The sequence below is a fragment of the Janthinobacterium sp. Bl 1 genome, assembly GCF_058215535.1.
Map to the genome: position 1 here is coordinate 648,202 of NZ_CM177086.1, position 15,090 is coordinate 663,291.

The window sequence follows — 15,090 nt, forward strand, 5'->3', positions numbered from 1 at the left end:
CCGCCACCATGCCCGCATTCCGCTATGAAGCCGTCGATGCGCAGGGCGCCACCCGCAAGGGCGTGCTCAATGCCGACAGTCCCCGTTCCGCGCGCGCCGAGCTGCGCGTGCAAGGCCTGGTGCCGCTGGCCGTCGAGCCGATCGCCGCGCAGGTCGACGCCGCCGGCGTGACCAAGCGGCGCGGCTTCGGCGAGCGTTTGTCCAGCACCGAGCTGGCCCTGTTTACGCGCCAGCTGGCCAGTTTGCTCGAAGCGGGCCTGCCGCTGGAGCAGGCGTTTTCCGCACTGCTGGAACAGGCCGAGCGGCCGTATCTGCGCGATCTGATCGCCTCGATCCGTTCGGAAGTGATCGGCGGCGCCGCGTTTTCCGACGTGCTGGCGCGCCATCCGCGTGATTTCGCCGAGATCTATCGGGCGCTGGTGGCGTCGGGCGAGCAGATCGGCCATTTGTCGCGCGTGCTCTCGCGCCTGGCCGACTATATCGAGCGGCGCAATGCGCTGGTGCAGAAGGTCAAGCTGGCGTTTACGTATCCGGCCATCGTCACGGTGGTGGCGTTTTCCATCGTGATCTTCCTGCTTACCTACGTGGTGCCGCAGATCGTTTCCGTGTTCGCCAATACCAAGCAAAAGCTGCCCATGCTCACCGTGATCATGCTGGCGCTGTCGGACTTCGTGCGCAACTATGGCATCGTCGTGGCCATTGCCCTGATCGGCGCCTGGTTCGCCTGGCGCCGCGCACTGCAGCAGCCGGCGCTGAAACGGCGCTGGCATACCTGGCTGCTGACGGCGCCCCTGTACGGCAAGTTCGAGCGCAGCCTGAACACGGCGCGCTTTGCCAGCACCCTGGCCATTACCACGGGGTCCGGCGTGCCGATCCTGCGCGCGCTCGACACGAGCCGCGACACGCTCACCAACGTGGCGATGCAGGAACTGGTGACTGACGCCAGCGGCGCCGTGCGCGAGGGCGTGAGCCTGGCGCGCGCGCTGTCGGCGCAAAAGCATTTTCCACCGATGCTGATCCACATGATACGCGCGGGTGAAATCACGGGCGAGCTGCCGGCCATGCTGGAACGCGCCGCCAGCGCGCAGGAGCAGGACCTGGAACGCCGCACGCTCACCATCGCCGGCCTGCTGGAGCCGGCCCTGATCCTGGCCATGGGCGTGGTGGTGCTGCTGATCGTGCTGGCCGTGCTGATGCCGATTATCGAAATCAATCAGCTCGTCAGATAAGAAACCCAAGGAAGCCATGAAGCGTTTGCCTCAATTTACAAGTTTGCTCGCCGTCGTGGCGCTGTCCGTATCGCTGGCCTATTGGGCCATGCAGCTGTTCAAGGCGCCGCAGCGCCCCATCAATCCGCCGGCCGTGCCGGTGGTGCAGGATGCCAGCGTGGAGGCGGGCGCCTCGCTGTTCGGCGGCCAGGTCAGCGTGGCCACGGCCAGCAATTACCAGCTCAAGGGTGTGGTGGCCGCCGGCAATGGCCGCGGCAGCGTGGCCATCATCTCGACCGATGGCAAGCCGTCCGTGGCCTTGCCGGAAGGCGCCGAGGTGGTGCCCGGCGTGACGGTGCTGGAAGTGCATGCGCGCCACGTGCTGCTGCGCGATGGCGGCGTGAGCAAGCGCATCGACCTGGTGGCCGACGACAAGGCGCTGGCCTTGCCGGGGCCTGTGTCCGCCACCCCAACGCCGGCACCGGCCCCGGCGCCGGCATCGAATCTGGTACCGCCGCCGCTGCCGATGGAGCAGCAGCGTCCGGCCACCGTCATGCCGGCTGCGCCGCAGGTGACCACCACCAGCACGCCGCCGTCGAATTAACGCTCATTAACGCCGTTCTTATCGTATTTTGCCGATGGCGCCGTGCCGCCATCGCGACTGGAGTCTTCATGTTCTCGATCCGTGCCGTCCTGGCGGGCTGCGTGGCGGCGCTGTGCGCCTTGCCGCAAGCCGGCGCCGCAGCCGACGCTCCCGCCGTCACGCCTTCCCCCGTTTCCACCGTGGCCATTCCTGCCTCCGCGCCGGCGCGCCCGCGCATCGCCCTCGTGCTGTCGGGCGGCGGCGCGCGCGGCCTCGCGCATATCGGCGTCTTGAAAGTGCTGCAGGAGCTGCATGTGCCGATCGACATGGTGGTCGGCACCAGCATGGGCGGCGTGGTGGGCGGCGCGTATGCGGCCGGCGCTTCCGTGGCGGACCTGGAAAAGATGGCGCGCGAGACCAACTGGGCGCGCGTGGTGGCCGACCGGCCGCCGCGCCACGAACTGGCGTTCCGCCGCCGCGAGGAAGATTTGCTGCTGCCGTCGCGCATCGAGTTTGGCACCAGCCGCAACGGCATTTCCACGCCGCCGGCGGCGGCCAGCAATGCGGCGCTGGAAATGGCCCTGAACCGGCTGCTGCCGGCCGGCATGCGCGACCGCCCGGCCAGCCAGCTGCCCTTGCCCTTCCGCTCGGTGGCGTCGGACCTGGTCAATGGCGAACTGGTGGAACTGGTCGACACGCCGCTGTTCCTGTCGATGCGCGCCTCGCTGGCCGTGCCGGGCGTGTTCGCGCCCGTGCGCGTGAATAACCGGCTGGTGGTCGATGGAGGCCTGGTGCGCAACCTGCCCGTCGACATGGCGCGCGCCATGGGCGCCGACGTCATCATCGCCGTCAACGTGGGTACGCCGCTGGCGCCGGAAAAAGAGCTGGGCAGCGCCATCGGCGTGGCGCAGCAGATGCTGCAGATCCTCACGGAGCAGAACGTGCAGCGCTCGCTCAAGGAGCTGCAATCGCAGGATATCCTCGTCGCGCCCGACCTGACGGGCGTCAGTTTCCTCGACTTTGAAAACTATGCACGCGCCATGCGCGCCGGCGAACAGGCGGCGCAGGCATTGGCCGCCCGCCTGGCGCCGCTGGCCCTGCCGCCGGAACAGTATGCGGCGCGCGAGCAGCTGCGCCTGGCGGCGCCGGCCCTGCTGGACGTGGCCCTGCCGCTCACGCGCCTGGCCGTGGAGAGCGAAGGCGATATCAATCCGCGCATCCTGCAGGCCCAATCGGGCCTGGTGGAAGGGCAGCCTGTCAGTCAGGAAGATGTGCTCAAGGCGGCCGCCAGGCTGTATGGCCGTGGCGACGTGGCGCGCGTGGAGACGGAAGTGGTTGACGCGGGCGACCAGCGCACGGTCAACATCAAGGCGGTCGAAGCGCCATGGGCCAGCAACCGGCTGCGCGTGGGCCTGGAAATGGCCAGCGATTTCAGGGACAGCAATACCTTTGCCCTGAAGCTGCTGCACGTGCGCTCGAATTTGAACAGCTGGGGCGGCGAATTGCGCAGCATGGCGCAGATCGGCAATGAGCGCGGTTATGGCGTGCAGTTCTGGCAGCCGCTTGGGGCCGGCAACCCGTGGTATATCGCGCCGGAACTGCAGTACAGCTCGTCGGCGATGGATTTGTTCGACAAGGGCCGGCGCAGCTCCCGCGTGACATATAACGGCCAGACGGCGGCGCTGGTACTGGGACGCCAGTTCGGGACTTGGGGCGATCTGCGGTTTGGCGTCACGCGCACGGAGGTCAAGGGCAGGCTGGCGATTCCGGCCGACCCTACGCTGCCGGAATCGCGCGCACTGGGCACCACCCAGTTTGTGCAGCTCCGCGTCGATACGCTCGATTCACCGGGTTTCCCCACGCGCGGCATGCTGGTGGATGCCACCTGGACGCGCGATTCGAGCACGGGTTCGGGCGAAGCGGCCCTGGGCCGCTCTTCCATCACCGGCATGCAGGCTTTTAGCCGCGGCAACTGGGCCGGCCACGTGTATGGCGAATGGGCGCGCGCGCAGCGCGGCGAGGCGCCGCTCAGCCTGGGCGGCTTCCTGCGCCTGTCCGGCACGCAGTTCGAGTCGGTGACGGGACGCAGCGTGGCCCTGGCGCGCTTCGTGATGGCGCGCCGCATCGGTTCCCTGCCCAGCACCCTGGGCGGCGCCGTGCGGGCCGGCTTTTCGCTGGAGATGGGCGGCGGCTTCGATCAGAGCGAGCGCTGGAAATCCACCAAGTTCACGCAAGCCGGCAGCGCCTTCATTTCCGTCGATACGCGCTTTGGTCCCGTGTACGTGGCCTCGGGCGCATCGAAGGGCGGCGAGAGCACGTTTTATCTGTTCCTGGGACCGGTCTGGTAGGGCGCCGCCGGGGCGGTGGATGCCGTACTGCGGCGCAGGGCCGTGAAGGCGGCAAATTCCCATGAGCGAAAGCCCAGCAGCAGGGTAAAGCCATCGCGCTCGGCGGGTGCCAGGCGCCGGTCGTTCTGGTGCAACCGCGCCAGTTCCTCGGCCAGCTGGCGGATCTTCTGCACCAGCTCCTGCGCGCTCGACAGCGACAGGCGCGCCGGGATGCACATCAGGGTTTCGCCGGCGCCGTCGAAATGCCCGCTGAAATAATCGGCCACCACGTGTTCGCGGAAGTACTGCTGCACCGGGCCGTCGGCCAGCCAGTGGAAGGCGTTCGAGACGCGCAGGCTGTAGCGGTTCAGCGGCTTGAGTTCGATCAAGCCCAGTCGGTCCAGCTCGGCCAGGCAGCCGATGCATTCGGCCTGCGTCAGCGCATACGTTTCCACCACCTGCTCCAGGCTCCAGTGGCCGAGGCAGCAGATCGCCACCAGCAGCAGGCGCGGATGCGCCACCAGCGATTTTTCCTGCACCAGGGTGAGCGTGTCGGCATGCGGCGTGATGTCGGCCGCGCCGCGCAGCACGTCTTCCATGGCGATGCCCGAGGCCTTGCAGATCAGGGCCAGGCGCGACAGCGACATGTCGTGCTGGCCAAACATGCGCTTGACGCTCGACTCGCTCATGCCGATGCGTTCGGCCAATACCTTGTAGGTGATGCCGGCGGCGCGCAGTTGGGTGCGCAGCACGCGCAAAACCAGTTCAGGTGAACTCACGGGATATCCTTTTTTACAAGTTTGGTAGCGGGTGACGGTACCGAATGTAGCCGTTAATGGCACTTTGCACAAGGTGATAGTACTTTTCGGCAAAAGCGATGACACTCCCGCTTGTGGCTCGCGCAGCGCGCTACAACCAGGCAATCCATTCACTTGTAGAGGTTATCCATGTTCCCATCTTTCCGTTTTCCCGCAGCGCTGCTGGCGCTGGCCACCATCGCTCCCTTGCACGCCAACGCAGCCGAAGCTGCACCGGGTCCCATCTATGCGGGCGCCAGCTATGGCTTTCGCGCCAGTAGCGGCCTCGATTGCATCGCCGGACAAAGCGATTGCGACAAAAGCAGCAAGCGCAATGGCAAGGCCTACGTGGGTTACAGTTTCGACGCGCTGCCGTTTCAGGGCGGCGTGGCCGTGCCTTCGATTGAACTGGTGGGGTACATGGGGGGCGAGGTCAAGTCCGGCTTCGACACGGATGCCGGCAAGCGCGCTGGCCGCGGCAAGTTCACGGGCCTCGGCATGCAGGGCGTGCTCGGTTACCAGTTTGACGCGTTTACACTGAGCGGCCGCGCCGGTGCGGCCTACACGCAGGGCAAGGTCGATTATCTGGGCGGCGGTTCGGACAAGAAGAGCAAGATCGGCCTGACCTACGGCATCGGCGCGGCGTATGCGCTGAACAAGAACTGGTCGCTGCACCTCGATTGGGACCGCGTGCCCGTCAAGTACAACAGCAAGCAAACGACCAAGGTCGACATGTTTTCGCTGGGCGCGTCCTACCGCTTCTAAGGGGATGCTGCCGCGGCAGAGAGTGGCCTGATGGCGGACGCCCTGTAAAAAGGGGTGTCCGCGGGCGGCCTATTTGTCCGTTTCTACTTTCAACAGCAGTTTCGCCAGCAGGCGCTTTTCCTGCTGGCGCTGGCCTGAGACGGTTTTCACGTGCGCTCCGGCGGTGCGCTGCAGGGCTGCAGTGGCGACCGGGTTGCGCGGTTTTTGCGAGGGTTCGACGCGGAACTGCATTTTCTGCCGCGTCGCCAATGCCTTGTTTGCCATCGGTTTCCCCCTTCTTTCTTACAGCACGTAGCGCGACAGGTCCTCGTTGACCGACAGCGCTTCCAGGCGTTCGTTGACGTAGGCTGCATCGATCACCAGCAGGTTTTCCGAGCTGCTGCTGCCTTCGCTGGCCGTAAACGACACTTCTTCCAGCAGCTTTTCCATCACCGTGTGCAGGCGGCGCGCGCCGATGTTTTCCGTGCGCTCGTTAACCGAATAGGCGATTTCCGCCAGGCGCGTGATGCCTTCCGGCGCGAACTGCAGTTTCAGGTTTTCCGTCGCCAGCAAGGCTTCGTACTGCATCGTCAGGCAGGCGTCGGTGCTCGTCAAAATGCGCTCGAAGTCCGAGATCGACAGCGATTCCAGTTCCACGCGGATGGGGAAGCGCCCCTGCAGTTCCGGGATCAGGTCCGACGGCTTCGACAGGTGGAAGGCGCCCGAGGCAATGAAGAGGATATGGTCCGTGCGTATCATGCCGTACTTGGTGTTGACGGTCGTGCCTTCGACCAGCGGCAGCAGGTCGCGCTGCACGCCCGCACGTGAAACATCGGCGCCGCCCGATTCCGAACGCGAGGCGATCTTGTCGATCTCGTCCAGGAAGACGATGCCGTTCTGCTCGACGTTCTGGATGGCCTTCTGTTTCAGCTCATCTTCGTTGAGCAGCTTGGCCGCTTCTTCCTCGACCAGCAGTTTCAAGGCTTCCTTGATCTTGATCTTGCGCGCCTTCTTGCGCTGAGCGCCCACGCCCGAGAACATGGACTTGATCTGTTCCGTCATTTCTTCCATGCCCGGCGGCGCCATGATTTCCATCTGCGGGCCCGCCTCGGCCAGCTCGATCTCGATTTCCTTGTCATCGAGCTCGCCCTGGCGCAAGCGCTTGCGGAAGGTCTGGCGCGTGCTGTCGCCGCTGCCCGCATCCACGGCCGCGGCCGTATTCGGCGTGAAGCCGAAGTCGCGCGCCGGCGGCACGAGGATGTCGATCACGCGATCTTCGGCCGCATCTTCTGCGCGTGCGCGCACTTTCTTCATTTCCAGCGCGCGCGTCTGCTTGATGCCGATGTCGATCAGGTCGCGGATGATGGTGTCGACGTCGCGGCCCACATAACCGACTTCCGTAAATTTGGTCGCTTCGATCTTGATGAACGGCGCCTCGGCCAGCTTGGCCAGGCGGCGCGCGATTTCCGTCTTGCCGACGCCTGTGGGGCCGATCATGAGGATGTTCTTGGGCGTGATTTCATGGCGCAGGGGCTCGGCCACCTGCTGCCGGCGCCAGCGGTTGCGCAAGGCGATGGCGACGGCGCGCTTGGCCTTGGCCTGGCCCACCACGTGCTTGTCAAGTTCGGTAACGATTTCCGACGGGGTCATGTTCATGATCRTAAGGGGCTGGGCGTTCTGTGCTCGGGGACTCTTAGTCGAGGGTTTCGATGATGTGGGACATGTTCGTGTAAATGCACAGCTCGGCGGCGATGGTCAGCGATTTCCTGACCACGTCGGCCGGCGACAAGTCCGTGTTTTCCTGCAGCGCCTTGGCGGCCGACTGGGCGTAGGTGCCGCCCGAGCCGATGGCGCCGATGCCGTCTTCCGGTTCCAGCACGTCGCCATTGCCCGTGATGACCAGGGTCGACTCGCTGTCGGCTACCAGCAGCATCGCTTCCAGGCGGCGCAGCACGCGGTCGGTGCGCCAGTCCTTGGCCAGTTCGACGGAGGCGCGCAGCAGATTGCCCTGGTGTTTTTCCAGCTTGCCTTCAAAGCGGTCGAGCAAGGTAAAAGCGTCGGCGGTACCGCCGGCAAAGCCGACCAGGACTTTACCCTGATACAACTTACGCACTTTGCGGGCCGTGCCCTTCATGACGATGTTGCCGAGCGTTACCTGGCCGTCGCCGCCCAGGGCGACTTGCTTGCCGCGCCGGACGCAGAGGATGGTGGTGCCGTGAAATTGTTCCATAGTGACCTCAAAAGATTCGTGCGTATGCGTGCAAGACCATGCGATTGCGCGCCCATGGTTCAAAAGTGGGGATGGAAAAGGCAATTGCAAGCGGCACTTGCCGCTGCCGTGCCTGCTTCAGTGTAGTCGGCGCGGGACGAAAAAAAAGCACGCAACCGGGGTTGTGTGCTTTTTTTAGCGCCATCGCGGGGCCGCCGGGGCGGCCCCGCAAGGGGAGGGGCGATCAGTCGCCGTAGAGTTTTTGCTTCAGTTCGCGCCGTTGCTGGGCTTCCAGCGACAGGGTGGCGGTTGGACGGGCGATCAGGCGCGGGATGCCGATAGGCTCGCCCGTTTCTTCGCACCAGCCATAGTCGCCGGCGTCGATGCTGGCGATCGATTGCTGTACTTTCTTCAGCAATTTGCGCTCGCGGTCGCGCGTGCGCAGTTCCAGCGCATGCTCTTCCTCGATCGTGGCGCGGTCGGCAGGGTCCGGTACGAGCACGGTTTCACGCAAGTGTTCCGTGGTTTCGCCGGCGTTTTTCAGCAGGTCTTTTTCGAGCTGCTGCAGACGCGCCTTGAAGAATGCCAGTTGTGCCGGATTCATGTAGTCATCTTCGCTCATGGCGCGAATTTGATCTTCGCTGATGAGAGGGATGTCTTGGTTGGCGGCCGGGGTCGATTTATTAGTTTTGGTCATAACTTCGCTTACCTTCGATACGACAGAGTTTTCAAATTGATCAGTTGATGCGGCGATACCGAGCAACTGTACAGGTTCCGCTTGGCATTGCTGTCCCGCTGTACTGCGTGCGACCTTGGCTTGCCGGCGTAAGCCAGGATTACCGGCCGGCTAAGGTGCCATGTTGATAACTTTTTACCGCTCTATGCCAGTCGCGCTATGCGCGCGTCAACAGGCGTGTTGGGTGGATCGGTTGCATGCCTGGCATGCGGCCAGCGGCAGTTTGCCAGCATTTCATGACAGGCTAACGACATGGGCCGTTTTCGTCGCTGATTTTGGCACGCTTTGCTTTATATTGCCATCCCGATTTGTTGACTAGCCGATCAGAGACGGCTACTTGTTGGTTTATACCAGCAAGATGGGTGTCGGACAGCGGGAAAGCGTGCTTAACTTTCCCTTTTGTTTCTGCTTTGCAACGGATACTTTGCAAAACCCGGCTAGTTTATACCAAACATTGTTCGAGTCCGCGAATAAAAATGTCTTTTGGTAGATTTTTGCCAATAAACACCATTTTGCTGCCACGCACTTCGTTGTCGCCCCATTTGGCGCCCAGGTCGCTGCCCATCAGCTGGTGCACGCCCTGAAAGACCACCTTGCGCTCGGCGCCCTGCATCAGCAGCACGCCCTTGTAGCGCAGCATGCGCGGGCCATACACTTGCACCAGGCCGCCGAGGAACTCGTCGAGCTTGGCGCTGTCAAACGGTTGCGTGCTCTTGAAAACAAAGGCGGCAATATCGTCGCTGTGCTGCGCATGGTGGTGGTCGGCATGACCACAATCGGTGGCGCAGGCTTCGGTGTGCTCATGTGCGTGCTCATGCTTGTGCTCATGGCCGTGATCGTGGTCGTGCGCATGGTCGTGATCGTGCACGTGCGCCGTTTCCGTGGCGAGGAAATCCGGGTCCAGTTCCAGCTTTTCATTCAGGTTGAAGCCGCGGATGTCGAGCACTTCGGCCAGCGGCGCACGGCCGAAATCGACCTTGGCGATCGGTGCGCGGGGATTGATGCGCTTCAGGCGGCGCGTCAGGGCGGCCACGTCGTCTTCACTGACGAGGTCGGTTTTCGACAGCAGCAGCTTGTCGGCAAAGCCCACTTGCCGCTGGGCTTCCTCGTATTCATCGAGTTGCTTCATTGCATGGCGGGCATCGACCACCGTGATGATAGCGTCGAGCATGTAGTGGCTGCCCACTTCCTCATCGACAAAGAAGGTTTGCGCCACGGGGCCGGGATTGGCCAGGCCCGTCGTTTCGATGACGACGCGGTCGAATGCCAGCAGGCCGGCGTCGCGCTTGCGTGCCAGTTCCGTCAGGCCCACGATCAGGTCGCCGCGCACGGTGCAGCAGATGCAGCCGTTGTTCATCTCGATGATGTGTTCGTTGCTGTCCTGCACCAGGATTTCATTGTCGATGTTTTCCTGGCCAAATTCGTTTTCGATCACGGCGATGCGCATGCCATGGTCTTCCTGCAGTATGCGGTTGAGCAAGGTGGTTTTGCCTGCGCCCAGGAAGCCGGTGAGGATGGTGGTTGGAATCAGTGCCATGAAGATGCCTATGCTGTAATCGGTGGTGCCGCCGCGCAAGCGGAAGAATGCGGACGATTATGCCGGAATTTTGCAAAAGCTTGCAAATGCGCGCCGATCCGCTTGATATGGATCAGCCTGGCCAACGGGCGCGGCTGCCTACTTGACCTTGGCGCGCGGGTGCGCCTGGTCGTACACGTGCGCCAGGTGCTGGAAATCGAGGGCCGTGTAGACCTGGGTCGAGGTGATGCTGGAATGGCCCAGCATTTCCTGCACGGCGCGCAAGTCGCCCGACGATTGCAGCACGTGCGAAGCGAATGAGTGGCGCAGCACGTGCGGGTGCACATTCGCGGGAATTTCCGTCGCCAGCGCGTGCGCCTTCAGGCGCAGCTGCAGCACGCGCGGCGAGATGCGCGTGCCGCGCGTGCTTAAAAACAGGGCAGCGCTGCCATCGGCCGCCGGCGGACGCACGGCCAGCCAGGCGGTCAGGGCCACGAGCGCTGCCTTGCCGACGGGCACCTTGCGCATCTTGTTGCCCTTGCCCGTGACGATGACTTCGAAGCTGGCCATGTCGAGCCAGCCCAGCGAGGCGAGTTGGCCGTTCTCGGCCTTGCAGTAATGGGTGTCCAGGCTGGTCAATTCGGACACGCGCAAGCCGCTCGAATACAGCAGTTCGAACATGGCGCGGTTGCACAGCTGCTCCGGCTCGGCTCCGCCTTGCTGGTGTTGCGCGGGCGCCACGAGACGTACGGCGTCATCCACCGACAGGGCTTTGGGTAAGGTTTTGGCCCGCTTGGGGGCGCGGATGCCGTCGACGGGATTGGCGTCGAGGGTGGTCTCGCCGCTGAGCCAGTTGAAGAAGCCCCGCCACGACGACAGCTTGCGGGCGATCGAGCGCGGGTCGAGGCCGCCGGCGTGCAGCTTGGCCGTGTAGCGGCGTACTTCGTTGTGCGCCAGCGCCGTCCACGGCGTATCGCCGCTCAGTTCCAGCAAGGCGCGCAAGTCGCGCCCGTAGGCGTCCAGGGTATGCGGCGACAGCTTGCGCTGCGTGGCCAGCTGCGCCAGGTAGGCGTCGAGCCACTCGGCCTTGCCGCGCGCCGCATTCATGGCGTACTCAGGCAGGCGAGCCGGCGCGCAACGCGGCCAAGGCGGCGCTGGCCGTGGCGCCAATATGCACGAGGAAATCCGTGCCCATGCTCGACGTAAAGCGTTCGCTGTCGGGCGAGCCGAGCACCAGCAAGCCGAAGGTGCCCGTGGTGTTCGGGGCGCGCAGGGCGATCATGACGGTCGATTCGATTTTATCTGCCTGCAACCAGTGCACGGCTTCGAAATCGCGGTTGCTGCCGCAGTACGGTGTTTGCAGGCTGTTGGCGAACATGCGCACGTCGGCCGTCACGTCTTCCGTGAACCAGCCGTCGGCGTGTTCCGGCAGCACTTGCCACAGGCGCAGGCTGACGTAGGGCACGTCGAAATTGCTTTGCAGGGCATCGACCAGCACGCGCGGCATGTCGGCATCGTTGCGCACTTGCAGCATGGCCTGGTTCCAGCCGTGGAACTTGCTGGCGATGTCGCCATTTTCCTCGGCTACACGGCTCAGCTTGGACATGCGCAGCTCGAGCGCCTTGTACTTGTCGCGCATCACTTCCATCTGCCGCTCCTGCAGCGAGATGGTGCGTCCCGTCAGCGGGCTGCTCAGCTTGACCTCACCAAGCAGCGCGGTATGCTCTTCGAAGAAATTCGGGTGCTCGCTCAGGTACTGGGCGACGGTGCTGGAATCGAGTGTGGCGGTCATTGAGAATATCTGTCAGTGAAAGTTGAACGCTTCATTCTAACCGAGAGTGCGGCGGCATAGGCGCAAAGGGCGTGGCGCCGATGCATTTTCCGCACGCCCATGAAAAAAGCGGCATGGTTGCCCATGCCGCTTTGTCTTCCTGGTCAGCTGTCACCCGCGGAGGGTGACAGGCGGGCCATTAGAAGTTGTGGTGTACGCCCAGACCGATGTAGTTGGTCGTACTCGAAACGTTGTCCTTGGTCGAGATGTCCGCGTACYGGTTCGAGATGTCCGCGTACAGGTAGGTGCGCTTCGACAGGTTGTAATCGTAGCCCAGCGATGCCTGCTTGGTTTTGGTCACGCCGTCTGGCGTTTTTTGACCGTAGCCAGCGCGAACCTTGCCTGGGCCGACGTCGTAGTTGGCGCCGAGCAGCCATGCTTTGGTGTCCGTGTTGACGAGCTTGAATTCTTCATCGTTCTGATGCTGGTACGACGCCATCAGTTTCAATTCCGTGATCGGATTGAACGATGCGGCAACCGACCACAGTTTCGCTTCCAGCGCATTGCGCTCGTAAGCGGCCATGGCGGCAAAGCTTGGCGTCGTGTACGTGGCCGAGACCGAATATGTGTACGTGGCCGAGACCATATGGATTCGAACGGCGTAGGCATTGGCGGCATTCGGCGTCAGGTTGCGCACCGTGGCAGCGACGGCAGCGTTGCCATTGGCTTCCTTGGCGGCGACGGTGGCATTGACCTGGAAGCCGCTGAACACTGGCGAGTTGTAGAACACGGCGTTCGAGAAGCGGTTACGCGAGTTGCCGGCCGGGCTCAGCGGATCGCTGGTGTAGGCGGCTACGGTGAGGTCGGTCTGGAAACCGGCTGGCGTAGGCATGCCCGACCATGGTTCGAACGCGGTGCTCGATTCCTGGAAGGCGGTCAGGCCACGGCCCAGGCGCACGGTACCGAAGTTGCCTTGCAGGCCGACGCGGCTTTGACCCTGGAACAGCGGACGGGCGCCATTGCTTTCCAGCGTACCCGTGTCGGATTCATAGCGAATTTCCAGTTGGAAAATAGCTTTCAAGCCATTGCCCAGATCTTCCGTGCCCTTGAAGCCCAGTTTGTTGTTGTCGCGCTTGGTGACCTTGGTGGTATCACCGGTCGACTTGCCCAGGCCAGCATCGATCGTGCCGTAGATTTGGACGGACGACTGCGCTTGTGCGGTTGCGGCAAAGGCGCCGAAGAGTGCGAGGGCAACGAGTGATTTTTTCATGTCTTATTCCCTATTAAAAGTGAGTTCCGTCCGAGATCCGAGCAGATTGAAATGCGCCAACTGCCGCGTTTCGATGAATGAACCTTAATTCGTCGGCGCGCTAGACGTGCGGGATTGGTCAAATATGCGTGAAAAGATTGGTGAAAAGCGGCATAACTGCATGCCCCTGTTGTATTTTTGTAACGCGCGGTTTCTGCCGATCCTGCACCGATGGCACGCGTTCTCCCATCGCCACGGTATCGGCGCCTTGTGATATTGGCATGCCTGGACCGTGAGATTGTTGCGTTGAATCAAGTTCTTGCGGCCGCTTTGGCGGATTTATGACACAAGGACGTTACACTAAGGGACGGCCTGCACTGATGGGCCTGGAGACGACTCACTATTATTAGAATCATTGACTCAATATCGAGAATCGATGGCAAATCGCGAAACATTAGGATTGATCAAGGGGGCGCGTGCGGGCGATGTGGCTTGCCAGCTGGCGTTGGGGCGATTGTATCTGTTTGGACAAGGTGTGCCGCAAAGTCTGCCGACGGCCTTGCACTGGCTGGCGCGGGCGGCCCAGGAGGATAGCCAGGAGGCGTGCTTGCTGATTGGCACGCACGTGCCGTTCGAAGTGGCGCAACCGGCAGCCAAGGCGCTGATCCCGTATTACGCGCAAGCGTTCGATGCTGGTCTGGTGCAGGCGGGCCTGGTGCTGGCGCAACTGGTGCTGGGCAACGCCGCCAGCAGCAGTGAAGCCTTGCGCGCCAAGGCGCGCGTGGCGCTGGACGCGGCCGTACGCGCCGGCTTGCCCGATGCGCAATGGTTGCTATCCCTGCAAGAACGGTCATCGGCAACACCCGGGCGTGACAGCAGCGTGGCTGGCGAACAAGTCTTCGATGGCGACGCGCCGCTGTACGCCTGGCTGGAGCAGGCGTGGAGCCAAGGCAACCATGCGGGTTTCCTGTCGCAAGGCTTGCCGCTGGCGCGCGAGTTGCTGCAGCGCCAGGCGGCGGCCGGTACGCGCACGATCGCCCTCGACGCGCAACAGGTGCTGTTGCTGTCGCGCTGCGCCCAGGCATTGGCGCCTGGCGGCGATGCCGAAGGGTGGCAGTGCTGTGAGCTGGCCGCGCATGGCGGCGACCGCACGGCGCAGCTGGAGCTGGGGCTCGGCTATGCACGCATGGATGCGCATGGCCAGCGCCTGGCCACGCGCAATGGCGCAGCCAATTTCAAGCGTGCCGTGCGCTGGCTGACGCAGGCGGGCGAGCAGGGACTGGCCGAAGCCTGGTTCGTGCTGTCGCGTATCTACACGAAACCGGAATTTTCCCAGCGCAATGTGGTCGAAGCCCATTTCTGCCTGGAGCGGGCCGCCGACCTGGGGCATGGCCCGGCCCAGCTCGAATGCGGCATGCATGCGTGGCGCAATCGCCGCGACGGCGTCAACAACGATGTGCGTGCCGCGTACTGGCTGCTGCAGGCGCAGGCGCAAGGCAGCAGTGAAGCGGAAGCGGCACTGGCGAAAATCGCGCCGCAAGGCGAACCCGGCGACTGGGGCCAGTGCACCGCCATGCATGCGCATGGACAACTGCGCCAGTTGGGCCAGAGCCACCCCTTGCTGGCGGCGCGCCTGGAACTGGCGCGCTGCTTTCATCTGTCGCGTGCCGAGGCGCTGTTGCTCGATATCCATGCGGCCGACCAGGGGCATTGTCTGTTGATCGATATCAGCGCCGCGCATGGGCGCGGCAAGCGGCGCCTCGTGCTGATCCGCACGGCGCAGGAGCGCCAGTTGCTCGATCAGGTGGTGCGCCTGTTTGAGCGCGTCGATTGCGGCGTGGCGGGACCGGAAGGCAATTACCGGCAGCGCCTGTACCGCCTGAAATGTTACCTGGCCGAATTTGATGTCGCGCAGGAACAGCAGTTCCTGGCGGCATGATACAGCGTTGA

General features: G+C 63.4%; 14 protein-coding genes. 5 read left to right on the forward strand and 9 right to left on the reverse strand.

All coding sequences use genetic code 11. The features are described 5' to 3' along the window. The first annotated feature begins 8 nt into the window (after nt 1-8). The 3 genes from gspF to AC4BCN_RS02945 all read left to right on the forward strand — a co-directional run bounded on the left by gspF (nt 9) and on the right by AC4BCN_RS02945 (nt 4,139). Nucleotides 9-1,229: a type II secretion system inner membrane protein GspF gene (gene gspF / locus AC4BCN_RS02935; RefSeq protein ID WP_128141007.1), complete on the forward strand. Its 1,221-nt coding sequence runs from the start codon at nt 9-11 to the stop codon at nt 1,227-1,229. A gap of 16 nt (nt 1,230-1,245) precedes the next feature. Continuing rightward, complete coding sequence (locus tag AC4BCN_RS02940) at nt 1,246-1,812, forward strand: type II secretion system protein N (protein WP_080698615.1); 567 nt, start codon at nt 1,246-1,248, stop codon at nt 1,810-1,812. A 68-nt stretch (nt 1,813-1,880) separates the two neighbouring features. Then, nucleotides 1,881-4,139, forward strand: coding sequence for a patatin-like phospholipase family protein (locus AC4BCN_RS02945; protein ID WP_490492522.1), 2,259 nt, complete (start codon nt 1,881-1,883; stop codon nt 4,137-4,139). Here AC4BCN_RS02945 and AC4BCN_RS02950 read toward each other — a convergent pair. Beyond that, nucleotides 4,112-4,897 (reverse strand): helix-turn-helix domain-containing protein, encoded by a 786-nt coding sequence (locus tag AC4BCN_RS02950; RefSeq protein ID WP_223278964.1) that lies wholly within the window; start codon nt 4,895-4,897, stop codon nt 4,112-4,114. The genes AC4BCN_RS02945 and AC4BCN_RS02950 overlap by 28 nt on opposite strands. Nucleotides 4,898-5,065: 168 nt before the next feature. On the opposite strand from AC4BCN_RS02950, the gene AC4BCN_RS02955 reads away from it, so the two are divergent. Further along, nucleotides 5,066-5,680 (forward strand): outer membrane protein, encoded by a 615-nt coding sequence (locus tag AC4BCN_RS02955; protein ID WP_485880526.1) that lies wholly within the window; start codon nt 5,066-5,068, stop codon nt 5,678-5,680. 69 nt (nt 5,681-5,749) lie between these two features. Here the strand turns inward: AC4BCN_RS02955 and AC4BCN_RS02960 are convergent, their stop codons facing one another. From AC4BCN_RS02960 to AC4BCN_RS02995, 8 genes are all read right to left on the reverse strand, one after another. Then, nucleotides 5,750-5,944 (reverse strand): hypothetical protein, encoded by a 195-nt coding sequence (locus AC4BCN_RS02960; RefSeq protein WP_070220858.1) that lies wholly within the window; start codon nt 5,942-5,944, stop codon nt 5,750-5,752. A gap of 18 nt (nt 5,945-5,962) precedes the next feature. Continuing rightward, the gene (hslU, locus tag AC4BCN_RS02965; protein ID WP_490492523.1) at nt 5,963-7,315 is read right to left on the reverse strand and encodes an ATP-dependent protease ATPase subunit HslU; all 1,353 of its coding nucleotides are present in this window, start codon (nt 7,313-7,315) and stop codon (nt 5,963-5,965) included. Between the two features lie 37 nt (nt 7,316-7,352). Then, nucleotides 7,353-7,889 carry an ATP-dependent protease subunit HslV gene (hslV, locus tag AC4BCN_RS02970; protein WP_034783551.1) on the reverse strand — a complete coding sequence of 179 codons (537 nt, stop codon included), beginning with the start codon at nt 7,887-7,889 and terminating at the stop codon, nt 7,353-7,355. 223 nt (nt 7,890-8,112) lie between these two features. Then, a complete protein-coding gene (gene dksA, locus AC4BCN_RS02975) occupies nt 8,113-8,565 on the reverse strand; it encodes an RNA polymerase-binding protein DksA (protein ID WP_034753066.1) in 453 nt (150 codons plus the stop codon). A 481-nt stretch (nt 8,566-9,046) separates the two neighbouring features. Then, nucleotides 9,047-10,141: a CobW family GTP-binding protein gene (locus AC4BCN_RS02980; protein ID WP_490492524.1), complete on the reverse strand. Its 1,095-nt coding sequence runs from the start codon at nt 10,139-10,141 to the stop codon at nt 9,047-9,049. A 138-nt stretch (nt 10,142-10,279) separates the two neighbouring features. Next, nucleotides 10,280-11,227 (reverse strand): tyrosine recombinase XerC, encoded by a 948-nt coding sequence (locus tag AC4BCN_RS02985; protein ID WP_490492525.1) that lies wholly within the window; start codon nt 11,225-11,227, stop codon nt 10,280-10,282. Between the two features lie 7 nt (nt 11,228-11,234). Continuing rightward, entirely contained in the window at nt 11,235-11,912 is a 678-nt protein-coding gene (locus AC4BCN_RS02990) for a DUF484 family protein (protein WP_035823876.1), read from the reverse strand. Nucleotides 11,913-12,090: 178 nt separating this feature from the next. Continuing rightward, the gene (locus AC4BCN_RS02995; RefSeq protein WP_490492526.1) at nt 12,091-13,161 is read right to left on the reverse strand and encodes a porin; all 1,071 of its coding nucleotides are present in this window, start codon (nt 13,159-13,161) and stop codon (nt 12,091-12,093) included. Nucleotides 13,162-13,576: 415 nt separating this feature from the next. Here AC4BCN_RS02995 and AC4BCN_RS03000 point away from each other — a divergent pair, with 415 nt between their 5' ends. Further along, nucleotides 13,577-15,079 (forward strand): tetratricopeptide repeat protein, encoded by a 1,503-nt coding sequence (locus AC4BCN_RS03000; protein ID WP_490492527.1) that lies wholly within the window; start codon nt 13,577-13,579, stop codon nt 15,077-15,079. Nucleotides 15,080-15,090 lie beyond the last annotated feature (11 nt).